The 25,148-nt window shown below is 59.3% G+C and carries 19 protein-coding genes and 1 CRISPR repeat array; of the genes, 16 read left to right on the top strand and 3 right to left on the bottom strand.

Annotated features, from left to right (window positions below):
* The first annotated feature begins 207 nt into the window (after nucleotides 1-207).
* From cas3 to MTP37_RS11610, 14 genes are all read left to right on the top strand, one after another.
* A complete protein-coding gene (gene cas3 / locus MTP37_RS11675; RefSeq protein ID WP_249237438.1) occupies nucleotides 208-2,949 on the top strand; it encodes a CRISPR-associated helicase Cas3' in 2,742 nt (913 codons plus the stop codon).
* Nucleotides 2,930-4,537: a type I-E CRISPR-associated protein Cse1/CasA gene (gene casA / locus MTP37_RS11670; RefSeq protein ID WP_249237437.1), complete on the top strand. Its 1,608-nt coding sequence runs from the start codon at nucleotides 2,930-2,932 to the stop codon at nucleotides 4,535-4,537. Before cas3 ends, casA begins: the two co-directional genes overlap by 20 nt.
* Before the next feature lie 12 nt (nucleotides 4,538-4,549).
* A complete protein-coding gene (casB, locus tag MTP37_RS11665) occupies nucleotides 4,550-5,170 on the top strand; it encodes a type I-E CRISPR-associated protein Cse2/CasB (RefSeq protein ID WP_249237436.1) in 621 nt (206 codons plus the stop codon).
* A gap of 2 nt (nucleotides 5,171-5,172) precedes the next feature.
* Nucleotides 5,173-6,237: a type I-E CRISPR-associated protein Cas7/Cse4/CasC gene (cas7e, locus tag MTP37_RS11660; protein WP_249237435.1), complete on the top strand. Its 1,065-nt coding sequence runs from the start codon at nucleotides 5,173-5,175 to the stop codon at nucleotides 6,235-6,237.
* Nucleotides 6,237-6,899: a type I-E CRISPR-associated protein Cas5/CasD gene (gene cas5e / locus MTP37_RS11655; protein WP_249237434.1), complete on the top strand. Its 663-nt coding sequence runs from the start codon at nucleotides 6,237-6,239 to the stop codon at nucleotides 6,897-6,899. Before cas7e ends, cas5e begins: the two co-directional genes overlap by 1 nt.
* 13 nt (nucleotides 6,900-6,912) lie before the next feature.
* Entirely contained in the window at nucleotides 6,913-7,545 is a 633-nt protein-coding gene (gene cas6e, locus MTP37_RS11650) for a type I-E CRISPR-associated protein Cas6/Cse3/CasE (protein ID WP_249237433.1), read from the top strand.
* 1 nt (nucleotide 7,546) lies between these two features.
* Nucleotides 7,547-8,500: a type I-E CRISPR-associated endonuclease Cas1e gene (cas1e, locus tag MTP37_RS11645; protein WP_249237432.1), complete on the top strand. Its 954-nt coding sequence runs from the start codon at nucleotides 7,547-7,549 to the stop codon at nucleotides 8,498-8,500.
* 8 nt (nucleotides 8,501-8,508) lie between these two features.
* Nucleotides 8,509-9,369, top strand: coding sequence for a type I-E CRISPR-associated endoribonuclease Cas2e (cas2e, locus tag MTP37_RS11640; protein ID WP_249237431.1), 861 nt, complete (start codon nucleotides 8,509-8,511; stop codon nucleotides 9,367-9,369).
* A gap of 35 nt (nucleotides 9,370-9,404) precedes the next feature.
* Nucleotides 9,405-10,286: direct repeats of the CRISPR family, unit length 28 nt; unit sequence CTTTTCCCCGCATACGCGGGGGTGATCC.
* Nucleotides 10,287-10,555: 269 nt separating this feature from the next.
* Nucleotides 10,556-11,599 carry a lysylphosphatidylglycerol synthase transmembrane domain-containing protein gene (locus MTP37_RS11635; protein ID WP_249237430.1) on the top strand — a complete coding sequence of 348 codons (1,044 nt, stop codon included), beginning with the start codon at nucleotides 10,556-10,558 and terminating at the stop codon, nucleotides 11,597-11,599.
* Nucleotides 11,600-11,604: 5 nt separating this feature from the next.
* Nucleotides 11,605-12,063: a hypothetical protein gene (locus MTP37_RS11630; protein WP_249237429.1), complete on the top strand. Its 459-nt coding sequence runs from the start codon at nucleotides 11,605-11,607 to the stop codon at nucleotides 12,061-12,063.
* Nucleotides 12,064-12,985: 922 nt separating this feature from the next.
* The gene (gene pflB / locus MTP37_RS11625; RefSeq protein ID WP_249237428.1) at nucleotides 12,986-15,238 is read left to right on the top strand and encodes a formate C-acetyltransferase; all 2,253 of its coding nucleotides are present in this window, start codon (nucleotides 12,986-12,988) and stop codon (nucleotides 15,236-15,238) included.
* Nucleotides 15,225-15,980, top strand: a complete 756-nt coding sequence (gene pflA, locus MTP37_RS11620; RefSeq protein WP_249238724.1) for a pyruvate formate-lyase-activating protein — start codon at nucleotides 15,225-15,227, stop codon at nucleotides 15,978-15,980. The genes pflB and pflA overlap by 14 nt, the downstream gene beginning before the upstream one ends.
* Nucleotides 15,981-16,651: 671 nt before the next feature.
* Nucleotides 16,652-18,049 carry a cysteine--tRNA ligase gene (cysS, locus tag MTP37_RS11615; RefSeq protein ID WP_249237427.1) on the top strand — a complete coding sequence of 466 codons (1,398 nt, stop codon included), beginning with the start codon at nucleotides 16,652-16,654 and terminating at the stop codon, nucleotides 18,047-18,049.
* 215 nt (nucleotides 18,050-18,264) lie between these two features.
* Entirely contained in the window at nucleotides 18,265-19,185 is a 921-nt protein-coding gene (locus tag MTP37_RS11610; protein ID WP_249237426.1) for an ROK family protein, read from the top strand.
* 91 nt (nucleotides 19,186-19,276) lie between these two features.
* Here the strand turns inward: MTP37_RS11610 and MTP37_RS11605 are convergent, their stop codons facing one another.
* Genes MTP37_RS11605 through MTP37_RS11595 form a run of 3 tightly spaced genes read right to left on the bottom strand, consistent with a single transcriptional unit; the run spans nucleotide 19,277 to nucleotide 22,862 of the window.
* Nucleotides 19,277-20,872, bottom strand: coding sequence for a glycosyltransferase family 4 protein (locus MTP37_RS11605; RefSeq protein WP_249237425.1), 1,596 nt, complete (start codon nucleotides 20,870-20,872; stop codon nucleotides 19,277-19,279).
* Between the two features lie 24 nt (nucleotides 20,873-20,896).
* Nucleotides 20,897-21,688, bottom strand: coding sequence for a hypothetical protein (locus MTP37_RS11600; protein WP_249237424.1), 792 nt, complete (start codon nucleotides 21,686-21,688; stop codon nucleotides 20,897-20,899).
* Between the two features lie 58 nt (nucleotides 21,689-21,746).
* Nucleotides 21,747-22,862 (bottom strand): acyltransferase family protein, encoded by a 1,116-nt coding sequence (locus MTP37_RS11595; protein WP_249237423.1) that lies wholly within the window; start codon nucleotides 22,860-22,862, stop codon nucleotides 21,747-21,749.
* Nucleotides 22,863-23,261: 399 nt separating this feature from the next.
* Between MTP37_RS11595 and MTP37_RS11590 the strand changes: the two genes are divergently transcribed.
* Both MTP37_RS11590 and MTP37_RS11585 read left to right on the top strand, forming a co-directional pair.
* Nucleotides 23,262-24,713, top strand: coding sequence for a class I adenylate-forming enzyme family protein (locus MTP37_RS11590; RefSeq protein ID WP_249237422.1), 1,452 nt, complete (start codon nucleotides 23,262-23,264; stop codon nucleotides 24,711-24,713).
* Nucleotides 24,714-24,900: 187 nt separating this feature from the next.
* Entirely contained in the window at nucleotides 24,901-25,143 is a 243-nt protein-coding gene (locus MTP37_RS11585) for an acyl carrier protein (RefSeq protein ID WP_044953961.1), read from the top strand.
* Nucleotides 25,144-25,148 lie beyond the last annotated feature (5 nt).

The raw sequence follows: 25,148 nt of genomic DNA, 5'->3' as shown, positions 1-25,148 counted from the left end.
TTGACAGCAGAAAGGCAGAGGCGTATCTTTGAAACGGAAATCAGAGTATGGCAGGATGAAAATGCCGACCGGATGAGAATGGAACGGACGGGCTGTTTTTCATTTCCGGAGATAAAGCCATGAAAGTACGGATTATGGGACATGTCGTCTACTATGCTTAATACATGGGATACACGACCCATCAGGAAAGGAGCAAAAATGAGACGGATGCTGGATCGATCACGGCTTCTGGCCGGCAAAACGGACCCGGAAAATAGCAATCTGTGGCTGCCGCTCTGGATGCACCTGCGGGATACGGCAGAGATCATGGAGCTTCTGGTGCGGAAATGGCTGCCCGACAGCGTAAAAAAGGCATCCGGATTGGAAGAGGAAGAATTGGTGCAGCTGGCCCGCTTTTTGGGCTGGGGGCACGATCTGGGTAAGGCGATTTTAATCTTCCAGAGCACGATCATGCAGTGCTTGCCCGAGGCGAAACAACGGCTGGAACGCCTGACACCGCTGAGCTGCCAGAAACTGAACCGGCGCGAAACGCCCCATGCCCGGGCGAGTGAAGCAATTTTGAGAAAATTGGGGTGCCCTGGCGGGATCGCTTCGGTCGCGGGTGCCCATCATGGCAAGCCGCAGGACGGCACAGAAGTTGACAAACAGTTTACATGCTGGGAAGTCAACTACTACCCGGAAGAGCAAAAGGGCATCTGGGAGGGCTTTTGGAACGAATTGCTTCAAGAGGCACTGCAGGACAGCGGCTATTCCGGGGTGGACGCGCTGCCGGTGCTCAATCAGCCCGAAGAGATTTTGCTGACGGGGCTTTTGATCATGGCGGACTGGATCGCCAGCAACACGGATTATTTCCCGCTGATCCCTGTGGAAGAGCCGGGAAGTGAGGCGGTTTATCCGGAACGTGCGGATCGGGCGTGGCGCGAATGGGATAAACAGGAGACTGCTTCACCCTGGGCGGCGCAGACCACCATTGCAGAGCCGGAGGAGTTTGCAAAGCGGTTTGGCTTTGCTCCAAATGCGGTGCAGCAGGCGGCTATGGAAGCCGCTAACACCATGGATGCACCGGGCATTTTGATCCTGGAAGCTCAGATGGGCGTGGGCAAGACCGAGGCGGCGCTGGCGGCAGCGGAAATTCTGGCGGCACGCTTTGGAGCGGGCGGCATCTTCTTTGGCCTGCCCACGCAGGCAACGGCAAACGGGCTTTTTCCGCGTCTGCTGCAATGGGCAGTAAACCAGCCTGATGACCTGCCCAGATCGATCCGGCTTGCGCACGGCATGGCGGAACTGAACGAAGAATATATCCGTCTGCAGCAACAGCCGGTGCGGGTGCAGGACGACTGGGACGACCCGGAAGCAGAAGAGCAGCGGGTGCAGGTGCATCAGTGGTTCCGGGGCAGCAAGCAGGCACTGCTGGCAAACTTTGTCATCGGCACGGTAGACCAGCTGTTGATGGCGGCACTGTGCCAGAAGCATGTGATGCTGCGCCATCTGGGCCTTGCGGGCAAGGTGGCGATCGTGGACGAATGCCACGCTTATGATGCGTACATGAACCGCTATCTGGACCGTGCGCTGGAATGGCTGGGCTGGTACAAGGTGCCGGTGATCCTGCTGTCGGCCACTCTGCCCGCCCGGCGGCGTGCAGAGCTGATCGAGGCTTACCAGCAAAAGCGCCGCCCCGGCCCGGATGCGCCGTGGAAAACCAGCTGCGGCTATCCGCTGCTGACATGGACGGACGGTGCACAGGTGCAGCAAAAGATCATCCCGCTGGATACGGCCGCCCGGAATGTGCAGACGGTGCGCCTGACAACGGAAGAACTGCCCGATTTCCTGTCCCAGAAAATGCAGGCTGGCGGCTGCGCGGGCGTCATCGTCAATACGGTGCGCAAAGCGCAGGAGGCGGCGCAGCGGCTGCGTCAGGTGCTGCCCGAAAAGGAAGTGCAGGTGTTCCATGCGCAGTTCCTGATGCCAGACCGCGCCGCGCGGGAACAGGAGCTGATGCGGCGCATCGGTAAGCGCTCCACCGCTGCAGAGCGTGATGGGCTGATCGTGGTAGGTACGCAGGTATTAGAGCAGTCGTTGGATGTGGATTTCGATGTAATGGTTACAGAGCTTTGCCCGATGGATCTGCTCTTACAGCGCATCGGCCGTCTGCAGCGCCACCCAAATCGGTCTCGTCCGCAGCCGCTGCAAACAGCGGTCTGTGCTGTGCTGGACACGGGCACAGAGGAATTTGACAGGGGCAGCGAGGCAGTGTACGGTCAGTGGCTGCTCTGGCGCACCCGGGCATGCCTTCCGGAGAGCATCTGCCTGCCCGAAGATATCTCTCCGCTGGTGCAGAAAGTCTACGGCTGGGAACAGGCCGATGCCCTGCCTGAAACGGAACGGAGTGAGAGTATGTGCAAAGCCTACGAGTTTGCGCAGGCCCAGCGCAAAGAGCGGGCGCAGGTGTATCTTGTGCCGCAGCCCAAAGTGCACAAAAGATTCAAACAACTCAATACCTTGGATGGCTGGATGCAGAATGTGGGTGCACATTCTGATGCAGCTGCCCGGGCGGCAGTGCGGGACGGCGACCCCTCGGTGGAGGTGCTGGCGATGCAGCGCCGGGCAGACGGAAGCATCCACTTCCTGCCGTGGCAGGAAAACGGCAGAGCGGTCGCATCCGACCAGCCGCCGCAGCCCGAAGACGCTTTGCAGATCGCTCGGCAGAAGCTGCGGCTCCCGGCGGTGTTCGGCAAAGTGTGGAAGGTGGACGAGGTCATCCGGGAACTGGAAGCGGACAACCGCAGCGGCCTTGCGGCGTGGCAGCTGTCTCCGCTGCTGCACGGAGAACTGGTGTTGCTGCTGGACGAAAACCTGACCGCCCATCTTGCGGGCATGGAGCTTTGTTATGACCGTGAAAACGGCCTGACCTACCAAAAGGAGGAAACGGATGAAGGAGATCGAATTTAACCTGTTGACAGAGCCGTGGGTCCGGGTTCGTCGGCCAGACAATACGGTGCAGGAAGTTTCTTTGACGGACGCACTGCTCCATGCGCAGGATTATGTGGATCTGGCAGGCGAAATGCCCACGCAGGACGCCGCCATGCTGCGGCTGCTGCTGGCGGTGCTGTTTACCGTGTTTTCCCGCGTGAGTGTGGAAGGTGAGCCAGAACCGTTTGAAGAAGAGGATGATGCTCTGGCTCGCTGGGGAGATCTGTGGCAGCTGGGGCATTTCCCGGAGCAGCCGCTGCGGGACTATCTGGAACAGTGGAAAGACCGCTTCTGGCTGTTCCACCCGACACATCCCTTCTGGCAGGTGCCGGGGGCTGAAATCGGGACAGCCTGCAGCGCGGCGATGCTCAACGGCGAAATGATAGAGAGCAAAAATAAACTCCGACTCTTTCCGTTGTATGCAGGGCAGAGCAAGGAGCAGCTGAGCTACCCACAGGCGGCGAGGTGGCTGCTGTCTGTGAACGGTTTTGATGATACTTCTTTGAAGCCAAAAGGAAAGAATCTGCCATCTATAAGTGTTGGCTGGCTGGGGAGTCTTGGCTATATTCAGGCGCTGGGGAACAACCTGTACGAAACATTGATGCTGAATCTTACCCTGCTGAAGGATGGCCAGGAATACTGGAGTGAAAACCGCCCGTGCTGGGAACTGGAGACCCCAAGGAGCGCAGAGCGCACGAAAATCCCCTGCCCGGACGACCCGGCACAGCTGCTGACCCTGCAATCCCGACGGCTTCTGCTGCACAGGACAGAGGGAATGGTGGATGGCTACTTTGCATTGGGCGGCGATTTCTTCTCCAAAGAAAATGCTTTTGCGGAGCAGATGACCGTCTGGCGCAACGCTGCCAAAAAGAACGAGCCGGCGGTATTTGTGCCCTGCCGCCATGACCCAGCCCGGCAGTTCTGGCGGGAGTTTCCGGCGGTGTTTTGTCGGGACAGTGGCCACCGCCCCGGCGTGGTACGCTGGGCGGAGAAGCTACAGGAACAGCGGCTGGGAATCCTGGACTCCCGGCGGAAGGTCCATTTCCGCATCGTTGGAGTGCTTTACGCCACCCAGAACCACATCGAAGATATCTTCAGCGACAGCCTGACCTTTCAGGCAGGGCTGTTGGACGAACTGAGCTGCAAATGGCAGGAGCGCATCGTAAGAGAGATCAATAACTGCGAAAAAGCAGCACAGTGTGTGGGGTATCTGGCGCAGGATATCGCCATTGCAGCCGGGAACAAAAATGAAAATGTCGGCGGCTCTGTCCGTGCACAATTCTACTTTGCAGTGGATCAGCCCTTCCGCCAGTGGCTGCAAAAGATCAATGCAAATCAAAAGAACTATGATGAAATGGAACTGTGCTGGCAGGTACAGGCGCGCAGCATCGCGAAAAAGCTGGGGGAACAGATGGTGATGGAGGCCGGAAACGCCGCCCTGAAAGGACACCGCATTGTGGTGGATAAGGGCAAAAAAACGGAGCGCACCATCCTGTATACCTCGCCAAAGGCCTATAACATTTTTCGCGCAAAGCTTTGGGAGATCTATCCCAAAACAGAATCATAAAGGGGGAATTGGATGAAAACACAGGACGTCAGAATCTATACGGCGCAGCGGCTGCACTGGCTTTGGGCCCTGCCGGACAACCAGCGGCGGGCAGAACTGGCAAAGCTGCGGCGGGGCGTTGGCCGCGCACCCGGCGATCTGCCGGAGCTGTGGGGGAGTTTTCTGCGGGGAATGCCGGAAAGCTTTCAGGGCGGGAAAAACGGCCCTTCCCACGCAGAGTGGGCGGTCTACCTTGCCCTGACCCTGTACGCCGTGCATCAGCAGGGAAACGACCAGCCCATGAACCGCCCGGGCAATACGCTGGGCCGGGCGGTGCGCCAGCTGGCAGAGCGGAACACCCCTGCCGGACAGGACTGGACCGAAGCCAGCGTGCTGCGGCGGTTCAATGCGCTGGCCACCGCAGAAGAGATCACCGAGATCAGCCACCATCTGCGGGGCATGATCCAGCTGCTGAGCGCCGCAAAGAATGGCGGCATCCCGCTGGACTATCCGCAGCTTGCGGCAGACCTGTATGAATTGCAATGCACCGACCCGCGGTATGCGCAGATCCCCGCCAACGTCCGTCTGCGGTGGGGACAGGACCTGTACCGTGACTCGAAGCCTGCACCGGAAGAGAATGAAAAGGAGAATTGACCATGAACAAGCGCCTGTATGTTGATTTCCACATTTTGCAGACCGTACCGCCCAGCTGCATCAACCGGGACGACACCGGCAGCCCCAAAACGGCCGTGTACGGCGGTGTGACCCGTGCCCGGGTATCCTCGCAGGCGTGGAAGCACGCCATGCGCGCTGCCTTTGCGGAAAACGCCCGGCTGGATGTGGGCAAGCGCACCAAAAAAGTTGCCGATCTGGTGAAGGAGCAGATCCTTGTGCTGGACTCGGAACAGAAGAAAGCAGACAAGATGGCAAAAGAGGCTCTGAAATATGTTGGTATTAAGAGCGATGATAAAAAGGGAACGGATGCCTTGGTTTTCATAAGTTCTGCACAGGCAAAGGCGCTGGCAGAGCTGGCTGTTGGAGGATGCACGAAGGATGAAAAATATGAAGAGGCGTTGAGAGAAAATCCTTCGGCAGATATGGTGCTGTTTGGCCGCATGGTGGCGCAAAAAGCTTCCTTGAAATATGATGCCGCTGCGCAGGTGGCCCACAGCATCTCCACCCATGCCGTGCAGAACGAGTACGATTACTTTACCGCAGTGGACGATTGTCAGGCAGAGGACAATGCCGGTGCAGGCCATCTGGGCACGGTGGAGTACAACTCCTCCACCCTGTACCGCTATGCCACGGTGAATGTGATGGAGCTGGCCGGGAAGCTGGGCGCAGAGCAGGCAGCGGAAACGGTGCGGGCCTTTGGCGAGGCGTTTTTGTTCTCCATGCCCACCGGCAAACAGAACAGCTTTGCAAACCGCACCCTGCCGGATGCAGTCTATGTGACCATCCGGGAAGATCAGCCGGTGAACCTGTGCGGCGCATTCGAGCGTGCCGTGCCCCGCAGTATGCAGGGCTATGCCGAACCTTCCAAGGCGGCGCTGGCACAGTACGCGCAGCAGATGTACAGCAGCTTTGCCGAGGCCCCGGCCCAGAGCTTTACCGTGGGCAGCGGTCTGGAGGCACTGGCTCCGGCACAGACGGCAAAGGCCATGCTGGACGCGCTGGAAAAGGCTGTCCGGGATGCGCTTGCCGGAAATGAGGTGGGGTAATGGCAACGCTGTTGCTTCGGCTGGCGGCGCCTTTGCAGGCGTGGGGCGCGGACTCCAAATTTGAGACCCGCAAAACCAATCGGGAACCCACCAAAAGCGGCGTCATCGGCCTTCTGGCGGCGGCTCTGGGGCTGCGGCGGGACGAGAGTGAAGCGCTGGCCCGGCTGGCACAGCTGCGGTTCGGCGTCCGCGTGGAGCGGGAAGGGCAGCTGCTTGTGGACTACCACACTGCAAAGGCGCAGGACCAAAAGACCTCTTATGTGACCTACCGCCACTATCTGCAGGATGCCGTGTTTCTGGCTGGGATCGAAAGCGAAGACACTGCCCTTTTGCAGCAGCTGCAGCAGGCGCTGCTGCACCCGGCCTTTCCGCTGTATCTGGGCCGCCGGTCCTGCCCGCCCACCCTGCCGCTTTGTCTGGGACTGCGGCAATGTTCTTTGCAGGAAGCACTGCAGACAGAACCGCCTCTGTGTCCGGGGCGGCATTGGCGGCTGGTGCTGGACGCCGACCCGCTGGAGCCGGGCACGGCTGTGCAGCGGGATGTGCCGGTCAGCTTTGACCCGCGCCATCGGCAGTACGGCTACCGCTCGGCGCGGGAGCTCTGGCAGACCATGCCGGACAGCCCGGAAAAGACGGAGCATGACCCGTTCCGGGAATTGTAAAGGGGGCGAGAGGATGTATTTATCACGGGTAGAGCTCGATCCCACCCGCCGCAGCACCATGGCAGCACTGGCGGCACCGCAGAAATTGCACGGCGCAGTGGAAAGCGCCTTTACGGGGGAGCGCCGCCGCAGGCTGTGGCGGCTGGATCGTCTGGGAGGGCGGCTGTATCTGCTGCTGCTCAGCGAGGATGTGCCGGAGCTGTCCGGCGTGGTGGAGCAGTTCGGCACCGGAGCGGCTGCGGAGACCCGCAGCTACGACCCGCTTTTGCAGCGGGTGGAGCCGGGCAGCAGCTGGCAGTTCCGGCTGACCGCAAATCCCACCAAATGCTGCAAAGACCCCAAGGCACCCGCAGAGCGGGGAACTGTGGCGGCGCACTGCTCGACAAAGTATCAGAAGCAGTGGCTGCTGGACCGCGCTGCAAAGCATGGCTTTGCTTTGCGGGAAGAGGAATTTACTGTGACCCGGGTGCAGTGGCAGCACTTTGCCAAGCATGGCATCCGGCCTGTGACCCTGCTGGCAGTGACCTACGAGGGTGTTTTGCAGGTGACCGACCCAGAGCAGTTCCGGGCACTGCTGTGTCAGGGTATGGGACGCGGCAAGGCCTACGGCCTTGGGCTGATGACCGTCATGCGCGGAGGAAACTGAGATGGACGAGATGCCGGGCATGATCCGGCCGGACCTGCAGGCACTGCCGCAGGTGAAGGACCGGATGACCTTTTTGTATCTGGAACACTGTACCCTTGGCCGACAGGACGGTGCCATCACCGTGACGGACGAAAAAGGAGTGGTCTCCGTCCCGGCGGCAGGCATCTCGGTGCTGCTGCTGGGGCCGGGAACGCGGGTGACCCACCGGGCCATGGAGCTTATGGGCGACACGGGCGTGGGGGCCGTTTGGGTGGGCGAGCACGGCGTGCGGTATTACGCCCATGGCCGCCCGCTGACCACCCATGCGCAGCTGCTGCTGCGGCAGGCAGAACTGGTCAGCAACACCCGCAAGCATCTGGATGTGGTGCGCAGGATGTATCAGCTCCGCTTCCCGGACGAGGATATCTCCCACCTGACCATGCAGCAGCTGCGGGGCCGCGAGGGCAGCCGCGTGCGGCAGGTGTACCGCAAAGCGTCCAAGGACACCGGTGTTCCGTGGAGCGGCCGGCTGTACCGCCCGGAGGATTTTGCATCCGGCGATGCGGTCAATCAGGCACTTTCTGCCGGGCACGCCTGTCTGTACGGTCTGGCACATGCGGTCATCGTGGCGTTGGGCTGTGCCCCGGGTCTGGGCTTTGTCCATGTGGGGCACGAGTGCTCCTTTGTATACGATATCGCCGACCTGTACAAGGCCGAGGTGACCATTCCCATCGCCTTTGAGGTGGCGGCACAGGCCCCGGAGGACCTGCCTGCTGTGGTGCGCCGCCGGGTGCGGGATGCCATGGTGGAGCATCACATTCTGGAACGCATGGTGCACGATATCCGCTATCTGCTCCTGAATACAGACGAGCCGGAGCAGGAGCCGGAAGTCGTTTACCTGTGGGACGACCGGATCGGCACGGTGGCGAACGGCATCAATTATTTTGAAAAAGAAGAGGGTGAGGAACCATCGTAGTTCTTACCATGACGAACTGCCCGCCGAAGCTGCGCGGCGACCTGTCCAAATGGCTGTGCGAGATCAATACCGGCGTCTATGTGGGCAATGTGAGCAGCCGCGTACGGGATGCGTTGTGGGAGCGGGTATGCCAGAACCTGAAAAACGGACAGGCGACACTGGTGTTCACTGCGGCGGGAGAACAGCGGATGGACTTCCGCACCCACAATACCACATGGGAGACCGTGGATTTTGACGGCATCAAGCTGATGCGGCGGCCGCTGCCCCAGACCCAACAGAGCCAGATCGACCTGAAACCCGGGTTCAGCAAAGCGGCGCAGCAGCAGATGGCGCGGAAAGCGGGCAGAACAAGGCCGGGCACAGGGGATTACACCGTGATCGATCTGGAGACCACCGGACTGAAAGCCGCGTCCGATTCCATCATCGAGTACGGTGCGCTGCGGGTCCGGGACGGTGCGCCGGTGGAGAAACTGACCATACTGGTCTGCAGGGCAGAGAAGATCCCGCCGGAGATCACGGCGCTGACCGGACTCAGCGCCGCAGAGCTGCAGCAGGGAGCAGACCCCCGGGAAGCATTGCAGCGCTTTCTGGCGTTTATTGGAAAGGACCCGCTGGTGGGACATAACATTGCCTTTGATCTGGAGTTTCTGCGCATGGCCTGCAAACAGCATGACTTTCCGATACCGACCAACCGCCAGACGGACCTTGCACAGCTTGCCCGCAGAAAACTTACAAGGATCGCAAATTATAAGCTGGTGACGCTGGCGCAGCATTTTCAATTGGCAGAAAAGGTAGAGCATCGTGCCCTGCCGGACTGCCGTCTGATCCAGCAGGTTTATTGCAAACTGAAGGAAACAGAGGCACAATAGCGGCGTGAGGCACGGTGCTACGGGATCTTTTTAGTCTTTTCCCCGCACATGCGGGGGTGATCCTCTTCCACAGTACGCTTCAGACCTTGATTCTGACTTTTCCCCGCACATGCGGGGGTGATCCCGTAGGTCTGGTACGCATGTCCACACCGATTTTCTTTTCCCCGCACATGCGGGGGTGATCCATAGATCTTGCCAGTTTTACAGGCTTATTATTTCTTTTCCCCGCACATGCGGGGGTGATCCTCAAACGCTATGGTATGAGGATGTGCAAAAGTTCTTTTCCCCGCACATGCGGGGGTGATCCCAGCGGATTCCGCACCGCAAGTTGGAACCGGCACTTTTCCCCGCATACGCGGGGGTGATCCTGTCCCCGGATTCCTTGAGGGATTCCATGGCATCTTTTCCCCGCACATGCGGGGGTGATCCTTGTGTTTGCGGACTTCCCGGGTCAGCTCTTCGCTTTTCCCCGCACATGCGGGGGTGATCCTGGGCTGAGCTCTGGGGGCACTACATCGGCGCGCTTTTCCCCGCACATGCGGGGGTGATCCTCATCGGATTGATGATTTAGAGCATACACAACTCTTTTCCCCGCATACGCGGGGGTGATCCGTAGTGGTCGCCAAAGTACAGGGTGCCCTTGGTCTTTTCCCCGCATACGCGGGGGTGATCCCCCGGATATCTGCATCAACTGCCCGTTGGAGGGCTTTTCCCCGCATACGCGGGGGTGATCCGTAGTGGTCGCCAAAGTACAGGGTGCCCTTGGTCTTTTCCCCGCATACGCGGGGGTGATCCCCCGGATATCTGCATCAACTGCCCGTTGGAGGGCTTTTCCCCGCATACGCGGGGGTGATCCCAACCTTATCATGGTGGACCGGAAGAAGCTGAACTTTTCCCCGCATACGCGGGGGTGATCCTATGCAGATCAACAGCATTGAGCTGTCCGCAAACTTTTCCCCGCATGTGCGGGGTTTGCGAGAAGGAGCCACAGGCAGTGCCGCTGCGGATGCTTTTTTGTCGGCTGCAGATCCTTTGCGGGCCGGCCCTCTGACGCAGGCTGGGCAGAACGTTTTTTATCATTCCACTGAAATTGCACAAGAAAATTCCGGTTCCGTTCACAAAGAGGCGGCTGCACAGTGCTATACTTTTACCAGATCATTCCTTCTGAAAGGAGCCTGTTCTCTTTATGAGCCAACCCACCTCTGCCGCACCTTCCCGCAAAAAGACGACATTTTCGCTGCTGGTGCTCGCCGCACTCACCGGCATCATCGTGCTGTTGTTCAAGGACCACTGGGCCGAGATCACCGCAGCACTTTCGCAGCTGTCCGCATGGCAGGTGCTGGTGGTGCTGGCCATCGGCCTCAGCTATCCGCTGCTGGAAGGGTGCGTGGCGTGGGTCATCGTGCGCAGCCGCATTCCGGGTTTCAGGCTCCGGCAGGGCATCGATACCGCGTGGTGCGGCACCTTTGGCAATGTGGTCACACTGGGCGCAGGCGCCGTGCCGGTGCAGACCTGGTATCTCCACCGCTGCGGCCTGCCGGTGGGCCCGGGTGTGGGCCTGATGACCCTGCAGTACGTGTTCCACAAAACCACCGTGCTGCTGTATGCCACGGTGATGCTGCTGTTGCAGCACAGGTGGCTTGCCGCCAACACCACCGGTGTGATGAATTATCTGCCCATGGCATACGCTGTAGTGGCGGCCATCATTGTGGTGCTGGTGCTGGTGTGCGTATCGCCGCTGGTGCAGGATCTTGCCCGCTGGCTGATGCGTCTGCTGCCCAAAACGGAAAAATGGCAGCAGCGCCGCGCCGACTGGCAGCAGCAGCTGGATGTTCTGGGCGAGGAGAGCCGCCGCCTGCTGGCGGATAAGCCCCGCTGCGCTGAAATTCTGGCATTGCAGGCGGTCAAGCTGTTCGGGCTGTTCTGCCTGCCCTACCTGTGCATCCGGTTCATGGGGCTTTCCCCGCTGGGGTTCTGGCAGGTGCAGCTGCTCACCAGCCTGATGCTGTTTTTGTCCAATGCCCTGCCCAATGTGGCCGGTATGGGCTCCATCGAGACGGCATTCCTGCTGGTGTTCGGCAGCTTTCTGGAGCGGGGCGAGGTGATGAGCGTGATGATGCTCTACCGCATTGCCAGCTATTATGTGGTGTTCGCCGCCAGCGCCGTGGGCTTCTTCTTTGCCCAGCGGCATCTGGGCCAAATGGGAGCGGAGCCGCCAAAGGAGGCATGACTCTTATGAAGGAAAAAGGCATTCTGTCCCGGTTCGGCATCGTTTTGCTCATTCTGCTGGCGCTGGTGCTCATCCTTCCCTCTGTCCGGATCGATCTTGCATCCGGGATCAAGGCCAGTACACAGGCCAGTGTCCGGGTGGAGCACATTCAGAACTTTGCCCGCTCCGCAGAGATGGACGTTCAGCTGCTCTCTGCCGACGACCCGGCCTATCAGCAGATCGCAAACGTGCTCTCCGGCCTTACCTGCGTCAAGCGGTTCAACCAGCGGTATTCTTCCTACAGCCACGAATATCCGGTGGATTCCGTCACCGTGAGCTATTACGATGCGGATGAAAACAACCGCCTGCTGGTCACGGTCTACTCCGACGGCACCGCCATCGTGAACAGCCAGTTCGTGAAGATCAAAACGCCCAAGGGCGGCGCGGAAGAAGTGTACCGTCAGCTGGTGGAGATCGTGAAGTAAACCCTCTCAGTCATCGCTCGGCGATGCCAGCTCCCCCGAAAGGGGAAGCTTCTTTGCATCTGGGCATCTGGCTTAAACGTTTTTCTTCAAACCAAAAGTAGTATCTTTCCGTACTTGCGCATGAAGCTCGCCCTTCGGGAGAGCTGCCGCCGCAGGCGGCTGAGAGGATCGTTTCCCTTATAAAAACAAAAATCGGGGCACGCAGGTGGTCAAGCTGCATGTCCCGTTTTTGTTTTTCTTTTGCACTCTGTGCGGTACCAATCACACCGAATGCCGCGCATCGAGCCGTGGGAGCAAACTAAAACCACAGCTCACTTGAAAAAAGAGAATGGAATGGAGGAATTGGCGTTTGCGCAGCAATGAAAGCCCCAGTGGGGCTTTTAAGCCACAAAGCGGTCTTGCGTAAGCAAGATGGAGTGGCCTCGCCACGACAAACTTGGGAATCACCTGACACAGCTCCGCAGCTCTGCCATGGCGGATCCGGTTTTCGCAGAAGCCCTTGCAGAGGCTTCCGCTTTTCTGGTGCAACGTAGTCCGACATATCGATTAGATTTGCCTAACCTCGTTGCGAGAACAGAATACCATAGCCGGTTAGTCTTGTCAACCCTTATTTTGCGATTTTTTTCGCAAAAGGGGTGCGCCGCCGGGATTTCGGCGCTTTTTCTACATTCTGCCCAAAGAAAGCCCCTTGCTTTGGCAGAAAACCCACTTGTTTTCTATTGCATTTTAAAGTGGTTCTTGCTATTATAATAACGCAAGATTTTGTGGGCAGGTTTTCATTTTTGTCTACACCTTGTAGTCGGGGCTGCCGCAGTCGGCAGTTCAAGACCGTTTTGCCCCCAGAAAGCCGCCATACAGAGCGGTTTTTCAAAGGCTCATTAGTTAGAAAACGCTAACTGCGTAATGGAGCAAGGAGGTTCCAATGATCAATTTTGAACAGTGGGAAGGCTTTGAGGGCCGCATCTGGAAAGAAGAAGTCAATGTGCGCGACTTCATCCAGAAGAACTACACCCCGTATGACGGCGACGAAAGCTTTCTGGCCGGTCCCACCGAGGCGACCGACAAGCTGTGGGGTGCCCTGCAGAAGCTGCAGAAGGCCGAGCGCGCCAAGGGCGGCGTGCTGGATATGGAGACTGAGGTGGTCAGCAGCCTGACCGCTTACGGCCCCGGCTATATCGATGAAAGCCTGAAGGATCTGGAGCAGATCGTGGGTCTGCAGACCGACAAGCCCCTCAAGCGCGCCTTCATGCCCTACGGCGGCATCAAGATGGCAGAGCAGGCCTGCACCACCTACGGCTACCAGCCCAGCGAAGAGCTGCACAAGATCTTTACCGACTACACCCGCACCCACAATCAGGCAGTGTTCGATGCCTACACTCCTGAAATGAAGGCAGCCCGCCACACCCATATCATCACCGGCCTGCCGGACACCTACGGCCGCGGCCGCATCGTGGGTGATTACCGCCGCGTGGCCCTGTACGGCATCGATGCACTGATCAAGTTCAAGCAGGAGGACTTCGCCAACTGCGGCGACGGCACCATGACCGATGACGTCATCCGCCTGCGCGAGGAGATCGCACGCCAGATCAGCGCCCTGAAGGGCATGAAGAAGATGGCCGAGGCCTACGGCTATGATATCTCTCAGCCTGCAAAGAACGCCAAGGAGGCCTGCCAGTGGCTGTACTTCGGCTATCTGGCCGCCATCAAGACCCAGAACGGCGCCGCCATGAGCGTGGGCCGCATCTCCACCTTCCTGGATATTTACATCCAGCGTGATCTGGACAACGGCACCCTGACCGAGACCCAGGCACAGGAGCTGATCGACCACATGGTCATGAAGTTCCGCATGGTCAAGTTTGCCCGTATCCCCAGCTACAACCAGCTGTTCTCCGGCGACCCCGTGTGGGCAACGCTGGAAGTGGGCGGCATCGGCATGGATGGCCGCAGCATGGTCACCAAGAACTGCTACCGCTTCCTGCACACGCTGGAAAACATGGGCCCCGCACCGGAGCCGAACCTGACCGTTCTGTACTCCTCCGCTCTGCCGGAGAGCTTCAAGAAATATGCCGCCAAGGTGTCCATCGATACCAGCTCTGTCCAGTACGAGAACGACGACGTGATGAAGCCCGTCTGGGGCGACGATTACTCCATCTGCTGCTGCGTGTCTGCCACCCAGACCGGCAAGGAGATGCAGTTCTTCGGTGCCCGCGCCAACCTTGCCAAGTGCCTGCTGTACGCCATCAATGGCGGTGTGGACGAGAAGAGCCACGAGCAGTGCGGCCCCAACTATGCCCCCATCACCAGCGAATACCTGAACTACGACGAGGTGCTGCCCAAGTATGTCCAGATGCTGGACTGGCTGGCTGGTCTGTACGTCAATGTGCTGAACCTGATCCAGTATATGCACGATAAATACTACTATGAGGAAGCCGAGATGGCCCTCATCGACACCGATGTGCGCCGCACCTTTGCCACCGGCATTGCAGGCTTCTCCCACGTTATCGACTCCCTGAGCGCCATCAAGTACGCCAAGGTCAAGGTGGTGCGTGACGAGAGCGGCCTTGCCACCGGCTTTGAAGTGGACGGCGACTTCCCCAAGTACGGCAACGACGACGACCGCGCCGACGAGATCGGCGTGTGGCTGCTGCGCACCTTCCTGGAGATGATCAAGAAGCGCCACACCTACCGCAACTCCGAGGCGACCACCTCCATCCTGACCATCACCTCCAACGTGGTGTACGGCAAGTACACCGGCGCTCTGCCCGATGGCCGTGCCGCCTTCACCCCGTTTGCTCCCGGTGCAAACCCCAGCTACGGCGCAGAGCAGAACGGCCTGCTGGCTTCTCTGAACTCGGTGGCAAAGCTGCCTTACCACTGGGCACTGGACGGTATCTCCAACACCCAGACCATCAACCCGGACGCTCTGGGCCACAGCGAAGGCGAGCGGGTGGAGAATCTGGTACAGGTCATGGACGGCTACTTCGATCAGGGTGCACACCACCTGAACGTGAACGTCTTTGGCAAGGAGAAGCTGCTGGACGCCATGGAGCACCCCGAGAAGGAGGAGTACGCCAACTTCACCATCCGTGTCTCCGGCTACGCCGTCAAGTTCATCGACCTGACCCGCGAGCAGCAGATGGATGTTATCTCCCGCACCTGCCATGCAGCCCTGTAACCCCATCGGCTATGTCCACTCGCTGGAATCCTTCGGCTCTGTGGACGGCCCCGGCGTGCGCTTTGTGGTGTTTTTGCAGGGGTGTGCCCTGCGGTGCAAATACTGCCACAACCCGGAAACGTGGGCTGCGGAGGGCGGCGAGGAATGGACAGTGGAAAAGCTGTTCCAGCGGGTCTACCGCTACCGCAACTACTGGGGCAAAAAGGGCGGCATCACGGTCAGCGGCGGTGAACCGCTGCGCCAGATGGAGTTCCTGACGGCATTCTTCGAGCTGGCCCGCTCCAAAGGCGTGCACACGGCTCTGGATACTGCCGGTCAGCCCTTCCGGCCCGATGACCCGGATTATCTGGCCGGTTTCGACCGGCTGATGAAGTCCACCAGTCTGGTCATCCTCGACCTGAAGGAGATCGACCCGGAACGCCACCGACAGCTCACCGGCAAAGACAATGCCAACATCCTCGCGATGGCGCGCCGCATCTCGGACCTCGGCATCCCGCTGTGGATCCGGCATGTGCTGGTGCCCGGCCTGACCGACGACGAGGAGGGCCTGCGCAGGACCGCAGACTTCATCCGCAGCCTGAAAACCGTGCAGCGGGTGGAGGTGCTGCCCTACCACACACTGGGTCTGTTCAAGTGGCAGAAGCTGGGCATCCCTTATCCGCTGCCGGACGCCGTGCCGCCCACAGCGGAGCAGGTGAAGCGTGCAGAAGAACTGCTGGAAGTGAGCCGGTATCCCGGGTAAGGCAAGACGATTTTAATTGCGCTCCGCTTCGCTCTGCGCTATTTCAGCGGAAAGAAGATTTATGATTTCGGAACCCCGGAGCGTCTGCGGACGCTCCGGGGTTCCCTTTTCACGGGAAGAGTCGCAGTGGTAAGCTGCATTTGCAGCGCCGCTTCCTTCGGAAGCGCGGCGCTTCGGTGAAATCTTGCGATGCTGTTTGCCTTTACAGCTCCTCCCGTGAAAAAGTAAATCTGGAAAATCCGCAGATTTTCCAGATTTACAAATACTAAAATGATTTTCCTTAAATTATGCCCAAAGCAACGCGGCGGGCATTCTGAATCGTTTTTGTTCCACCTTGACTTCCCTGTGCGGCACCGCTATAATAAAGAGGTAAAAGGATAAATGCGTTTATCCGGGCAGAGTAGCGCCGCATACCGTCTGCGCAGAGAGAACAGGCCACTGGCTGGAAGCCTGTTTGCAGACTGCCGCGCAAAGTGCGCCCGGACAGCACGCGGCGGGAACCCCTACGGGAAGTATCGCCGTGCGGTGCGCCGCCGTTACAGGCTTTGAGCGACAAACAGAAGTGGAACCGCGATTTTGATGAAAAACCGCCTTCGGAGCTGTGCTTTGTGCACCGCTCCGGGGGCGTTTTGTTTTGCGGCTTCTGTCTGCCACAAAAAGGAGAATTGACCATGCAGATCTTCAACACCCTGACCCGCCAGAAGGAAGAATTTGTTCCGCAGGTGCCCGGTGAATACCGCATCTACGTCTGCGGCCCTACCGTTTATAACTATATCCACATCGGCAACGCACGCCCGCTGATCGTATTCGACACCCTGCGCCGCTACCTTGAGTACCGCGGCAACAAGGTGATCTATGTTTCCAACATCACCGACATCGACGATAAGCTCATCAAGAAGGGTCAGGAGGAGGGCACCTCCATGAAGGAGGTCGCTCAGCGCTTTGAGGCCGAGTACCTCAAGGATGCCGCCGGTCTGAACTGCAAAAAGCCCACCGTCCAGCCCCGGGCTACCGAGCATATCCAGCAGATCCTGGACATCGTGAAGGACCTGATCGACTCCGGCCATGCCTACGTTGCAAAGAACGGCGATGTGTATTTCCGGGTGAAGAGCGACCCCGGCTACGGCAAGCTGAGCCACCTGAAGCTGGACGATCTGGAAAGCGGCAACCGCGAACTGCGCAGCCGCATGGACGACGACCTGAAGGAGGACCCCGCCGACTTTGCTGTGTGGAAGGCCGCAAAGCCCGGTGAGCCTGCATGGGAAAGCCCCTACGGCATGGGCCGCCCGGGCTGGCACATCGAGTGCAGTGCCATGAGCCGCACCCATCTGGGCAAGACCATCGACCTGCACTGCGGCGGTCAGGATCTGATCTTCCCTCACCACGAGAACGAGATCGCCCAGAGCGAGTGCGCCAACGGCTGCGAGTTCGCCCGCTACTGGATGCACAACGGCTTCATCAACGTGGACAATCAGAAGATGTCCAAGAGCCTGCACAACTTCTTCACCGTGCGGGACGTGGCGGGCGTCTACGGCTACGAACCCATCCGCTATTTCATGCTGACCGCAGGCTACCGGATGCCCCTGAACTACACCGTGGACCTCATTGAAAGCTGCAAGAACAGCCTGGAGCGCCTGTACACCTGCCGCGAGAATCTGGATTTTGCCCTGACCAAAGACACCTTTGGCACCGACGAGACCCTGAAGGAAAAGGCTGCCGAGGCCCGCACCAAGTTCTGCACCGCCATGGACGATGACCTGAACACCCCGGATGCACTGGCTGCCGTGTTCGATCTGGTCAAGGAGATCAATACGCTGTCGGCTGTTTCCTCCAAGGACGCCCTGCAGACCGCTGCCGCCGCCTTTGACGAGATCACCGGCGTGTTGGGCCTGCTGTACAACCGCAAGAAGGACGAGGTGCCCGCCGAGGTGACGGAGCTGGTTGAGAAGCGTGCCGCCGCCAAGAAGGCCAAGGACTGGGCCACCGCCGACGCCATCCGCGCACAGCTGACCGAGCTGGGCTGGGCGGTCAAGGACACCGCACAGGGCCCGCAGCTGAGCAAACTGTAACACGTTCTAAAATGCCCTCCGTTTCACTCTGGGCATCTTTAGCGGAATTAGTATTTTAAATTTACAGCCCGGAAAGATCTGCGGATCTTTCCGGGCTGTTTTTTCGCGAGAAAAGCAGCGTATAAAGCCGTACTGTTTTTTCCGCTTTTCTCTTTACATTCCAAACGCAATTTGCCATAATAAAACCAGAAATAACATGAGCGGAGGCAGGCACAATGAAGGTCATGGTTTTTGATGTGGGCGGCACTGAGATCAAGTATTCGGTGATGGACGAAGGATTGAACCGCACCGATGCCGGGTCTGTGCCTACGCCACAGGATACGCAGGAGCATTTTCTCGACACATTATATGCTCTGTATGCACCGCACCGGGATGAAGTAAGCAGCATCGCCATGGCCCTGCCCGGCTTTGTGGACACTCACACCGGCTTTGTCTCCAACGGCGGGGCACTTCTGTATAACACCGGTACGCAGGTGGGGCAGCTGGTGCGCGAAAGATGCGGCTGTCCGGTCACGCTGGAAAATGACGGCAAGGCCGCTGCCCTTGCAGAGCTGCAGGCCGGTGCGCTGCAGGGCTGCTGCAACGCGGCGGTGTTTATCATCGGCACCGGTGTGGGCGGCGGCATCATCGCCAACGGCCAGCTGGTGCGGGGCATCCACTTTACCGCCGGGGAATACAGCTTTGTGAACACCAACGCCGACGAGTGGGAGAACACCGGAAAAACCATGGCCTGTCAGTGCAGCACCACCAATCTGCTGCAGTGGTACCGCGCCCGCAGGGGCCTGCCCGCTGATGCGCCCATGAATGGCAGACAGTTTTTTGATGCCGCCAACGCCGGAGAACCGGAAGCGCTGGAAGTGCTGGAACGGTTCTGCAAAGCGGTGGCGGTGCAGATCTACAACCTGACCGTCCTGCTGGATGTGGAAAAGGTGGCCATTGGCGGCGGCATCAGCAAACAGCCGCTGCTGCTGGACAGCCTGCGCCGGGTATATGCCGGGCTGTTCGCTTCCCGGGGAGATTCGCCCTACATGATCGGTCTGCCGCGCACCGAGATCGTGCCCTGCCATTTCAGCAGTGAAGCCAATCAGGTGGGCGCGCTGTATGCCTGTCTGCACACGGTGGGCAGGACGGACTGAATCCGCTTCTGCCCTGCTCCTTCTGCGAAAAAAGAGGAAGATCCCGCCGGATCTTCCTCTTTTTTTCATGCTGCACCAAAACAGCGGACACTCAGGTGGTCAGTTCGTTCACCAGCCGCGTCAGAGTGGCAACGTAAGCTTCGTTGGAGTAATATTTCTCGTACATTTTCCGGCAGTCGGCCTTCATGGCAGCCAGCTGATCGGGGTGCAGGATGGCATGTTCCAGCACCTTTGCCAGCTGGTCGGGGTCGTCGTCCCGGTACACAAAGCCGTCCACGCCCTCGGTGATCAGCCCGGCAGTGCCGGTGTGCTCCGACACGATGGAGGGCTTGCCGAAGATCAGGCCCTCGGTGACGAAGGTGGGCATGGGGTCGTCGCGGGAGGAGCACACCACACAGGTGCACTGATCCATCAGGGACTTGATCTCCGGGCGTTCCAGCCGCTTGCGGTAGAACACGGTGTCCGGGTAATCCTCCACCAGTGCATCCACGGCACTCTTCAGGCTCTTGTCTGCGGCCTTGCCCACGAACAGGAAAGCGGCTTTCTGGCGCACTTCGGGCTTGAGCAGACGGATGGCATTGCAGAAGATATCCTGACCCTTGCGGGGCTCAAAGGAGCCCACGGTCACGAACAGAGGGCGTCCGCCCGCGTAGCTGATATCATAGACCGGGAAGCTCTCCTGCGCGTAGTCCGGCAGGCCGTAGATCAGCTGTTCGATGTTAAAATCCGGCCGCACCGAATGCATGGCGGCAGTGGCGTGGGAGCCTACGGCGCACACATGCACATTGGAGTCCAGCGTTTTGGGGATCCTGTGCGCAATGAACGGATAGCCTGCAAAGGCATCGTGCAGCCACCACAGCACCGGCACAAAGGAGCCGTTCAGGGTGCTCACGGCGGCGGCCTCCACCACAGTATTGGCCAGCACAAAATCCGCACTGGTGGCAAGCCCCCACAGGGAGGAGCTCATCACGCAGTCGCTGCGGGTGACAACGGCAGCGCCGGCATCTAGGAACAGCGGCAGAGAGCCATCGTCCGCAGGGCCCAGAACCACGACCTCGAAGCCCATGCTGCGCAGCACCGGCACGGCGCTCACCAGCACGATGGGGGCACCGGTCATGGTGAGCTCATGGCTCAGGATCAGAGCACGCTTTCCGGAGGCAGAGAACACATCATCGGCACACAGCTCCCGCCGGAAATGCAACAGGGACTCCGGGATGCGGCGGCAGTTTTCTGCCATGGCGGTGGCAAGGCGCAGCAGCTCGGTCACGCTGTCCCTGCCGCGGGCAGCGGCGCGGATGCGGTCCAGAAGCTTCCGCGATACCATGGCACAGCGGCTGCAGGGGATGTGCTGGGTGCTCAGGTACAGGGCGGTGGAACCGTCAAAGCCAAAGGCGGCATCACACACCACAAGGTCTGCACCGGTGCGCAGGGCACCGGCAAAATAGGTCAGGGCAGTGGAGGTGCACTCCAGATCTTCGCTGACCAGCAGCACGCCCTCCACCGAGTCGGTCAGGGCGGGGGCCAGCTCCGTCACCAGCCGGAACTTGCGGTGCAGCTGGTTTTCCAGTGCGTGCTCCAGCGCCTGATGGCGGCCGGGCGCATACACCAGCAGATAGGTGCTCTGGGTATCGGTATACACCTGCTTCGTCAGCTGTTTACGCTGCAGGGTGCTGTAACTTGTGTACATAATGACACTCCTCTGCAAATCGTATCAATGACGGAACAGCCGGTGCAGTGCACGCAGCGGGGCGGTAAGCCGCCAGCTGCTGCTTTCGTACAGGTTTTCCAGCGAGTTTTCGTAGGCGGCGCGGCTGTTCTGCAGCTCGGTCATCTGGTTGTTCAGCCGGGTATTCTCGGCAAGGGCGGCCTGCAGCTGCCCGCGGAGATCGTTCTGCTCCGCTTCGGCCCGCAGCTTGATGGCGCTCAGGGCCTGCAGCAGGGCCTTGCCGGGCTGTTCGTGCTGGAAGCGGCCCAGCGGATAGTAATGATAGGTCACGGCAAACTTCATCCCGGCCGCAAAGGGCACGGTGCTCTGCACGGTCAGGTTGGGGTCCACATCCAGAAACAGCAGGCAGTCTTCCTGCAGCTGGATGCCGTTCATGGCGCGGCATTCCAGCCGCTCGTCCGAGATACTCAGGTCAGTCACGCAGCAGGCCAGCTCACCGGGGTCCAGCCGCAGTGCACGGGCATCCGTGGGCAGGGTGAACACCGCAGAGACCTCGTGGGTCAGCTCGTCGTAGGCGTCCTCGGCAACGGTCAGGCATTCCCGCGGGGAATAGCCGGAGCCGGAATCGTAGAACAGCTGCGGCAGGGTGAGGGCGGCAGGCTCGTTGTCGCTGCCGTGCCTTGCCAGCGCGGCCTGATAGTTCAGCACCTGCTGTTCCAGCTCCAGACACCGCTGTGCCAGCCGGGATACGCCTTCGTCAGAGAGCTTGAGCTGCTGCTCAAGGTCGGCAGCGCGGCTGCGGGCCGCAGCAAGGGTCTCGGGGGCATCGTTGTTCATAACGGGATTCTCCTCTTACATTTATGATAGGCTGCACCGCAGCAGCCGGAAAAACATCTTAATGCCGGGCGGTATAGTGCACGGCAGGGCTCTTGCGCCGTGCAGGGAAAAAACGGATGATGAGTGCACGGCGTGCACGCAGCAGCTCACACACCAGCCAGATGGAGCCCAGAGCGATGGCGTATTGCAGCCACATGCCCAGCACCGGCCGGTCCGAAAATCTGGCTACCATCAGATACCAGGGGATGGCGATGATCTCCACGGTATGTATACAGAAAATGTGGAGCGAGCGTCGGCCCACCGCCTCCAGAAAGCGCACGATGAGGCCGTGGAAATGGCTGAGCCGCATGAACAGCCGGATGAATAAAAGACCGGCAGCACCGTCCAGAAAGATGCTCAGGGGGCCCAGCGACCACTCGGCCAGCGAGATGCAGTCGGTGGTGCGGGTGGCAAGAGCGCCTACGGCAATGAGCGCTGAGGCCCCCAGCAGCCCGGCAAAGACTTTGGGCGGCAGGGGCTCGTCCAGCAGATGCTTCTTTTTGGCAAGGAAGCCGATATAGAGATAGGGGACGATCACCGCGCCCTGGATCAGGCAGAAGGGCGGCTCCCACACAAGGCTGACGCCCCAGCCCAGCAGCGCACACCCGGCCACAGCCCAGAGAACGTACTGCTCCGGGAAGATGTTCAGGATCACATCCAGCAGGATCCAGCCCACCATGAGGGCCAGCAGATACCACATGGGCCCGCAGGAGAAAAATTCCTGCCCGAAATACTCTGCCGTGTGGGGCAGGCCCAGCAGAAAACCGCCGGTGACCTTGACCGACTCGCCAATGGTGCCGGGCAGGTACTGGAACGTTTTATAGTGGATGATAAAGTGCAGCACGCAGGTGAACAGCGCAGTATAGAGGTAGGGCTTGAGCAGACTTTTCAGCTGCTGGTGGATGCATTTGCCGATGGAGCGCTTGCGGAAGCCGTAGCCGCTGGCGATAAAGAAAGCGGCCATCAGCGCTTCGCGGTAGATGAAGGGGAAAAACGCGGTCAGGGACAGGCCGCTGACCGCCTGCATGGGATAAAGCTCGGCGGTATGCGCAAAAACGATGATCAGCATACCGGCACCCTTGAGCATGTCGAACATGCCGATGGAGCTGGCGGTGCGGGGTTTGGTTCCTTCCATGGAGGTTCCTTCCTTGCGCGGGACATTCCCTCAGAGCCGGACGCCGCACAATGCGTAGATTTTGAATGAAAAAGATAAAATTTTGTATGGATATGAACCCAGTATAATGCTTTTTGCACAGACTGTCAATTTTGAATTGCGGTCCGGTGGGCGGGGACACATTGCCGCCTGCAATAAAAGCATAGCACAGGCCGGGCGGCTTCGCAACGAAAGGCAGAATTTACATCTGGAAACGGCACGATGTGCAATGCTTTGTTGTCAATATTGGAAATTAAATGTTGCAAAACTCTTGCATTGACACGGGCTTTATTGTATACTGGGCACAGTTGGAAATGTCTGGCAGGATCTGTGTGGGCTTACACCGGTGCACCGGATCGGATGATAAAAATGGAGGAAAAAATGATTACATCGCTGTATCAGTCCCTTTGCAATATGGAAACCAACATTGCAGACCGTGTGGCTCTGCGCTGGTATGATGAAGAAAAGCAGGGCGTTGCCGAGGTGCACTACGCACAGTATGCCCAGGATCTGCGCCGGTTCGTGGCGTTCCTGCGTGCAGAGTATGGCGACGTGCGCGGCAAGCGTGTGGCGATCCTGGCCCGCAACAGCTACCAGTATGTCATCTGCATGTACGGCACCGTGATCGCAGGCGGCGTGGCTGTACCGCTGAACCTTGGCAAGGACTGGGATGCCATCTCCTACGAGCTGGGCCTCACCGAGCCGGTGTGTATCCTGCAGGATGGCGAGTTCGCGGAGCGGGAGCCTGCCCTCGCTGAGACCTACGGCAGCATCCTGAAGCCTATGGACGCTTTTTCTGCCTATGAGCCTGCCGAGGACGTGACCGAGGTGGAGGACCTCTCTGCTCTGGCCTTTATCATGTTCACCTCCGGCACCACCGGCCGCAGCAAGGGCGTTATGCTGAGCCAGAAGAACCTGTTCAGCGCCATGCCGGCTTTCCTGAACCCCTTTGACGATGTGAAGAAGTACACGGGCTGGAACACCGACGAGTTCTCGTCCCTGTCCGCCCTGCCCATGTTCCACATCTCCGCCATGACCAGCCTTGTTTCGTGGAGCATCACCGGCCACTCCATCAACCTGTGCAACAACCTGAAGTATTTCTACCGTGATCTGGGTGCCATGCACAGCGAGGTGATGGCGGTGGTGCCGGTGCTGCTGAAGAGCATCTACAGCGATGTGATGAGGGGCCGCCGCGACCGCCTGAACGGCCTGTGCATGCTGACCTGCGGTGCTGCCATGTTCGACCCCAAGATGCTGAGTGATATGATGGAGAAGGGCTTCTTTGTGGCTCAGATGTACGGCCTGACCGAGACCTGCGGCGACGGTGCATGGAACTCCTCGCAGGAGGCAAAGTACCTGACCAGCGTGGGCCATGTGGACCTCAGCTGTGAATACAAGCTGGACGACGGCGAGCTGTGCATGCGGGGCGGCCCCATCATGCTGGGCTACTACAAGGACCCGGAAGGCACTGCGGAAGTCATCGATGCAGAGGGCTGGTTCCATACCGGCGACATTGCCCGAGTGGAAGAGGACGGCTACATGTACCTGACCGGCCGCAAGAAGAACGTGATCATTCTGGACAGCGGCGAGAACGTGAGCCCCGAGGAGCTGGAAAAGCTGCTGGTACCCTGTGCGGACATTCGGGAGTGCATCGTGAAGGAAAAGGACAAGAAGATCTGTGCCCTCATCTACTGTGACCCTGCAAAGCAGGATGCGGTGAAAGAGTTCGTCACCGGGGTCAACCGCGGCCTGCCGCTGTACAAGCGCATGGTGCCGGAGCTCAGCGCACAGCCGCTGCCCCGCAACGCCATGGGAAAACTGCTGCGCCAGTGATACGGATGCGGTAGAATGCCCGGATGCATAAATGGGCTGGCAGACCGGAAGACTGATGACAGGAGTTCCGACAAAAAACAAGGCTTTGTTGCCGGAACCCTTGCGCACAGGAGAGAATCAGGGTATTATTATGGAAAGGCACAGGAGATTGTGCCTATCATCCGTCACGGAAAGGAAGAAAATTTCTATGGAACGAGCAGAGATCATTTCCCAGATCCTGGCCATCCTGGAGGATGTTGCCGAGGTCTCTCCCGAAGATGTGAACGAGAACAGCGTCCTGATGGACGATCTGGATCTGTCCTCAATGGAGATCCTGACCATTGTGGCAGACCTGGAGGAGACCTTCGGCCTGCGCATCCCCGAAAAGGAGCTGCGCAACTTTGTGACCATAGGGGATCTGGTGGATTATCTGGCGGCAAACGCGGGGTAACAGTT

The sequence above is a fragment of the Faecalibacterium sp. HTF-F genome, assembly GCF_023347535.1.
GTDB lineage: Bacteria > Bacillota > Clostridia > Oscillospirales > Ruminococcaceae > Faecalibacterium > Faecalibacterium wellingii.
The sequence above is the reverse complement of the archived record's forward strand: the minus strand, read 5'-3'. Positions and strand labels throughout refer to the sequence as shown.

What these genes read in the sequence shown, in the direction of transcription:
- pflB (WP_249237428.1), top strand. Translation starts at nt 12,986, where the DNA reads ATGATCAATTTTGAACAGTGGGAAGGCTTTGAGGGCCGCATCTGGAAA.
- MTP37_RS11595 (WP_249237423.1), bottom strand. Translation starts at nt 22,862, where the DNA reads ATGGAAGGAACCAAACCCCGCACCGCCAGCTCCATCGGCATGTTCGAC.
- cas7e (WP_249237435.1), top strand. Translation starts at nt 5,173, where the DNA reads ATGAACAAGCGCCTGTATGTTGATTTCCACATTTTGCAGACCGTACCG.
- cysS (WP_249237427.1), top strand. Translation starts at nt 16,652, where the DNA reads ATGCAGATCTTCAACACCCTGACCCGCCAGAAGGAAGAATTTGTTCCG.
- cas2e (WP_249237431.1), top strand. Translation starts at nt 8,509, where the DNA reads ATGACGAACTGCCCGCCGAAGCTGCGCGGCGACCTGTCCAAATGGCTG.
- MTP37_RS11600 (WP_249237424.1), bottom strand. Translation starts at nt 21,688, where the DNA reads ATGAACAACGATGCCCCCGAGACCCTTGCTGCGGCCCGCAGCCGCGCT.
- MTP37_RS11590 (WP_249237422.1), top strand. Translation starts at nt 23,262, where the DNA reads ATGATTACATCGCTGTATCAGTCCCTTTGCAATATGGAAACCAACATT.
- cas1e (WP_249237432.1), top strand. Translation starts at nt 7,547, where the DNA reads ATGGACGAGATGCCGGGCATGATCCGGCCGGACCTGCAGGCACTGCCG.
- cas5e (WP_249237434.1), top strand. Translation starts at nt 6,237, where the DNA reads ATGGCAACGCTGTTGCTTCGGCTGGCGGCGCCTTTGCAGGCGTGGGGC.
- MTP37_RS11585 (WP_044953961.1), top strand. Translation starts at nt 24,901, where the DNA reads ATGGAACGAGCAGAGATCATTTCCCAGATCCTGGCCATCCTGGAGGAT.
- casA (WP_249237437.1), top strand. Translation starts at nt 2,930, where the DNA reads ATGAAGGAGATCGAATTTAACCTGTTGACAGAGCCGTGGGTCCGGGTT.
- MTP37_RS11605 (WP_249237425.1), bottom strand. Translation starts at nt 20,872, where the DNA reads ATGTACACAAGTTACAGCACCCTGCAGCGTAAACAGCTGACGAAGCAG.
- cas6e (WP_249237433.1), top strand. Translation starts at nt 6,913, where the DNA reads ATGTATTTATCACGGGTAGAGCTCGATCCCACCCGCCGCAGCACCATG.
- MTP37_RS11630 (WP_249237429.1), top strand. Translation starts at nt 11,605, where the DNA reads ATGAAGGAAAAAGGCATTCTGTCCCGGTTCGGCATCGTTTTGCTCATT.
- pflA (WP_249238724.1), top strand. Translation starts at nt 15,225, where the DNA reads ATGCAGCCCTGTAACCCCATCGGCTATGTCCACTCGCTGGAATCCTTC.
- casB (WP_249237436.1), top strand. Translation starts at nt 4,550, where the DNA reads ATGAAAACACAGGACGTCAGAATCTATACGGCGCAGCGGCTGCACTGG.
- cas3 (WP_249237438.1), top strand. Translation starts at nt 208, where the DNA reads ATGCTGGATCGATCACGGCTTCTGGCCGGCAAAACGGACCCGGAAAAT.
- MTP37_RS11635 (WP_249237430.1), top strand. Translation starts at nt 10,556, where the DNA reads ATGAGCCAACCCACCTCTGCCGCACCTTCCCGCAAAAAGACGACATTT.
- MTP37_RS11610 (WP_249237426.1), top strand. Translation starts at nt 18,265, where the DNA reads ATGAAGGTCATGGTTTTTGATGTGGGCGGCACTGAGATCAAGTATTCG.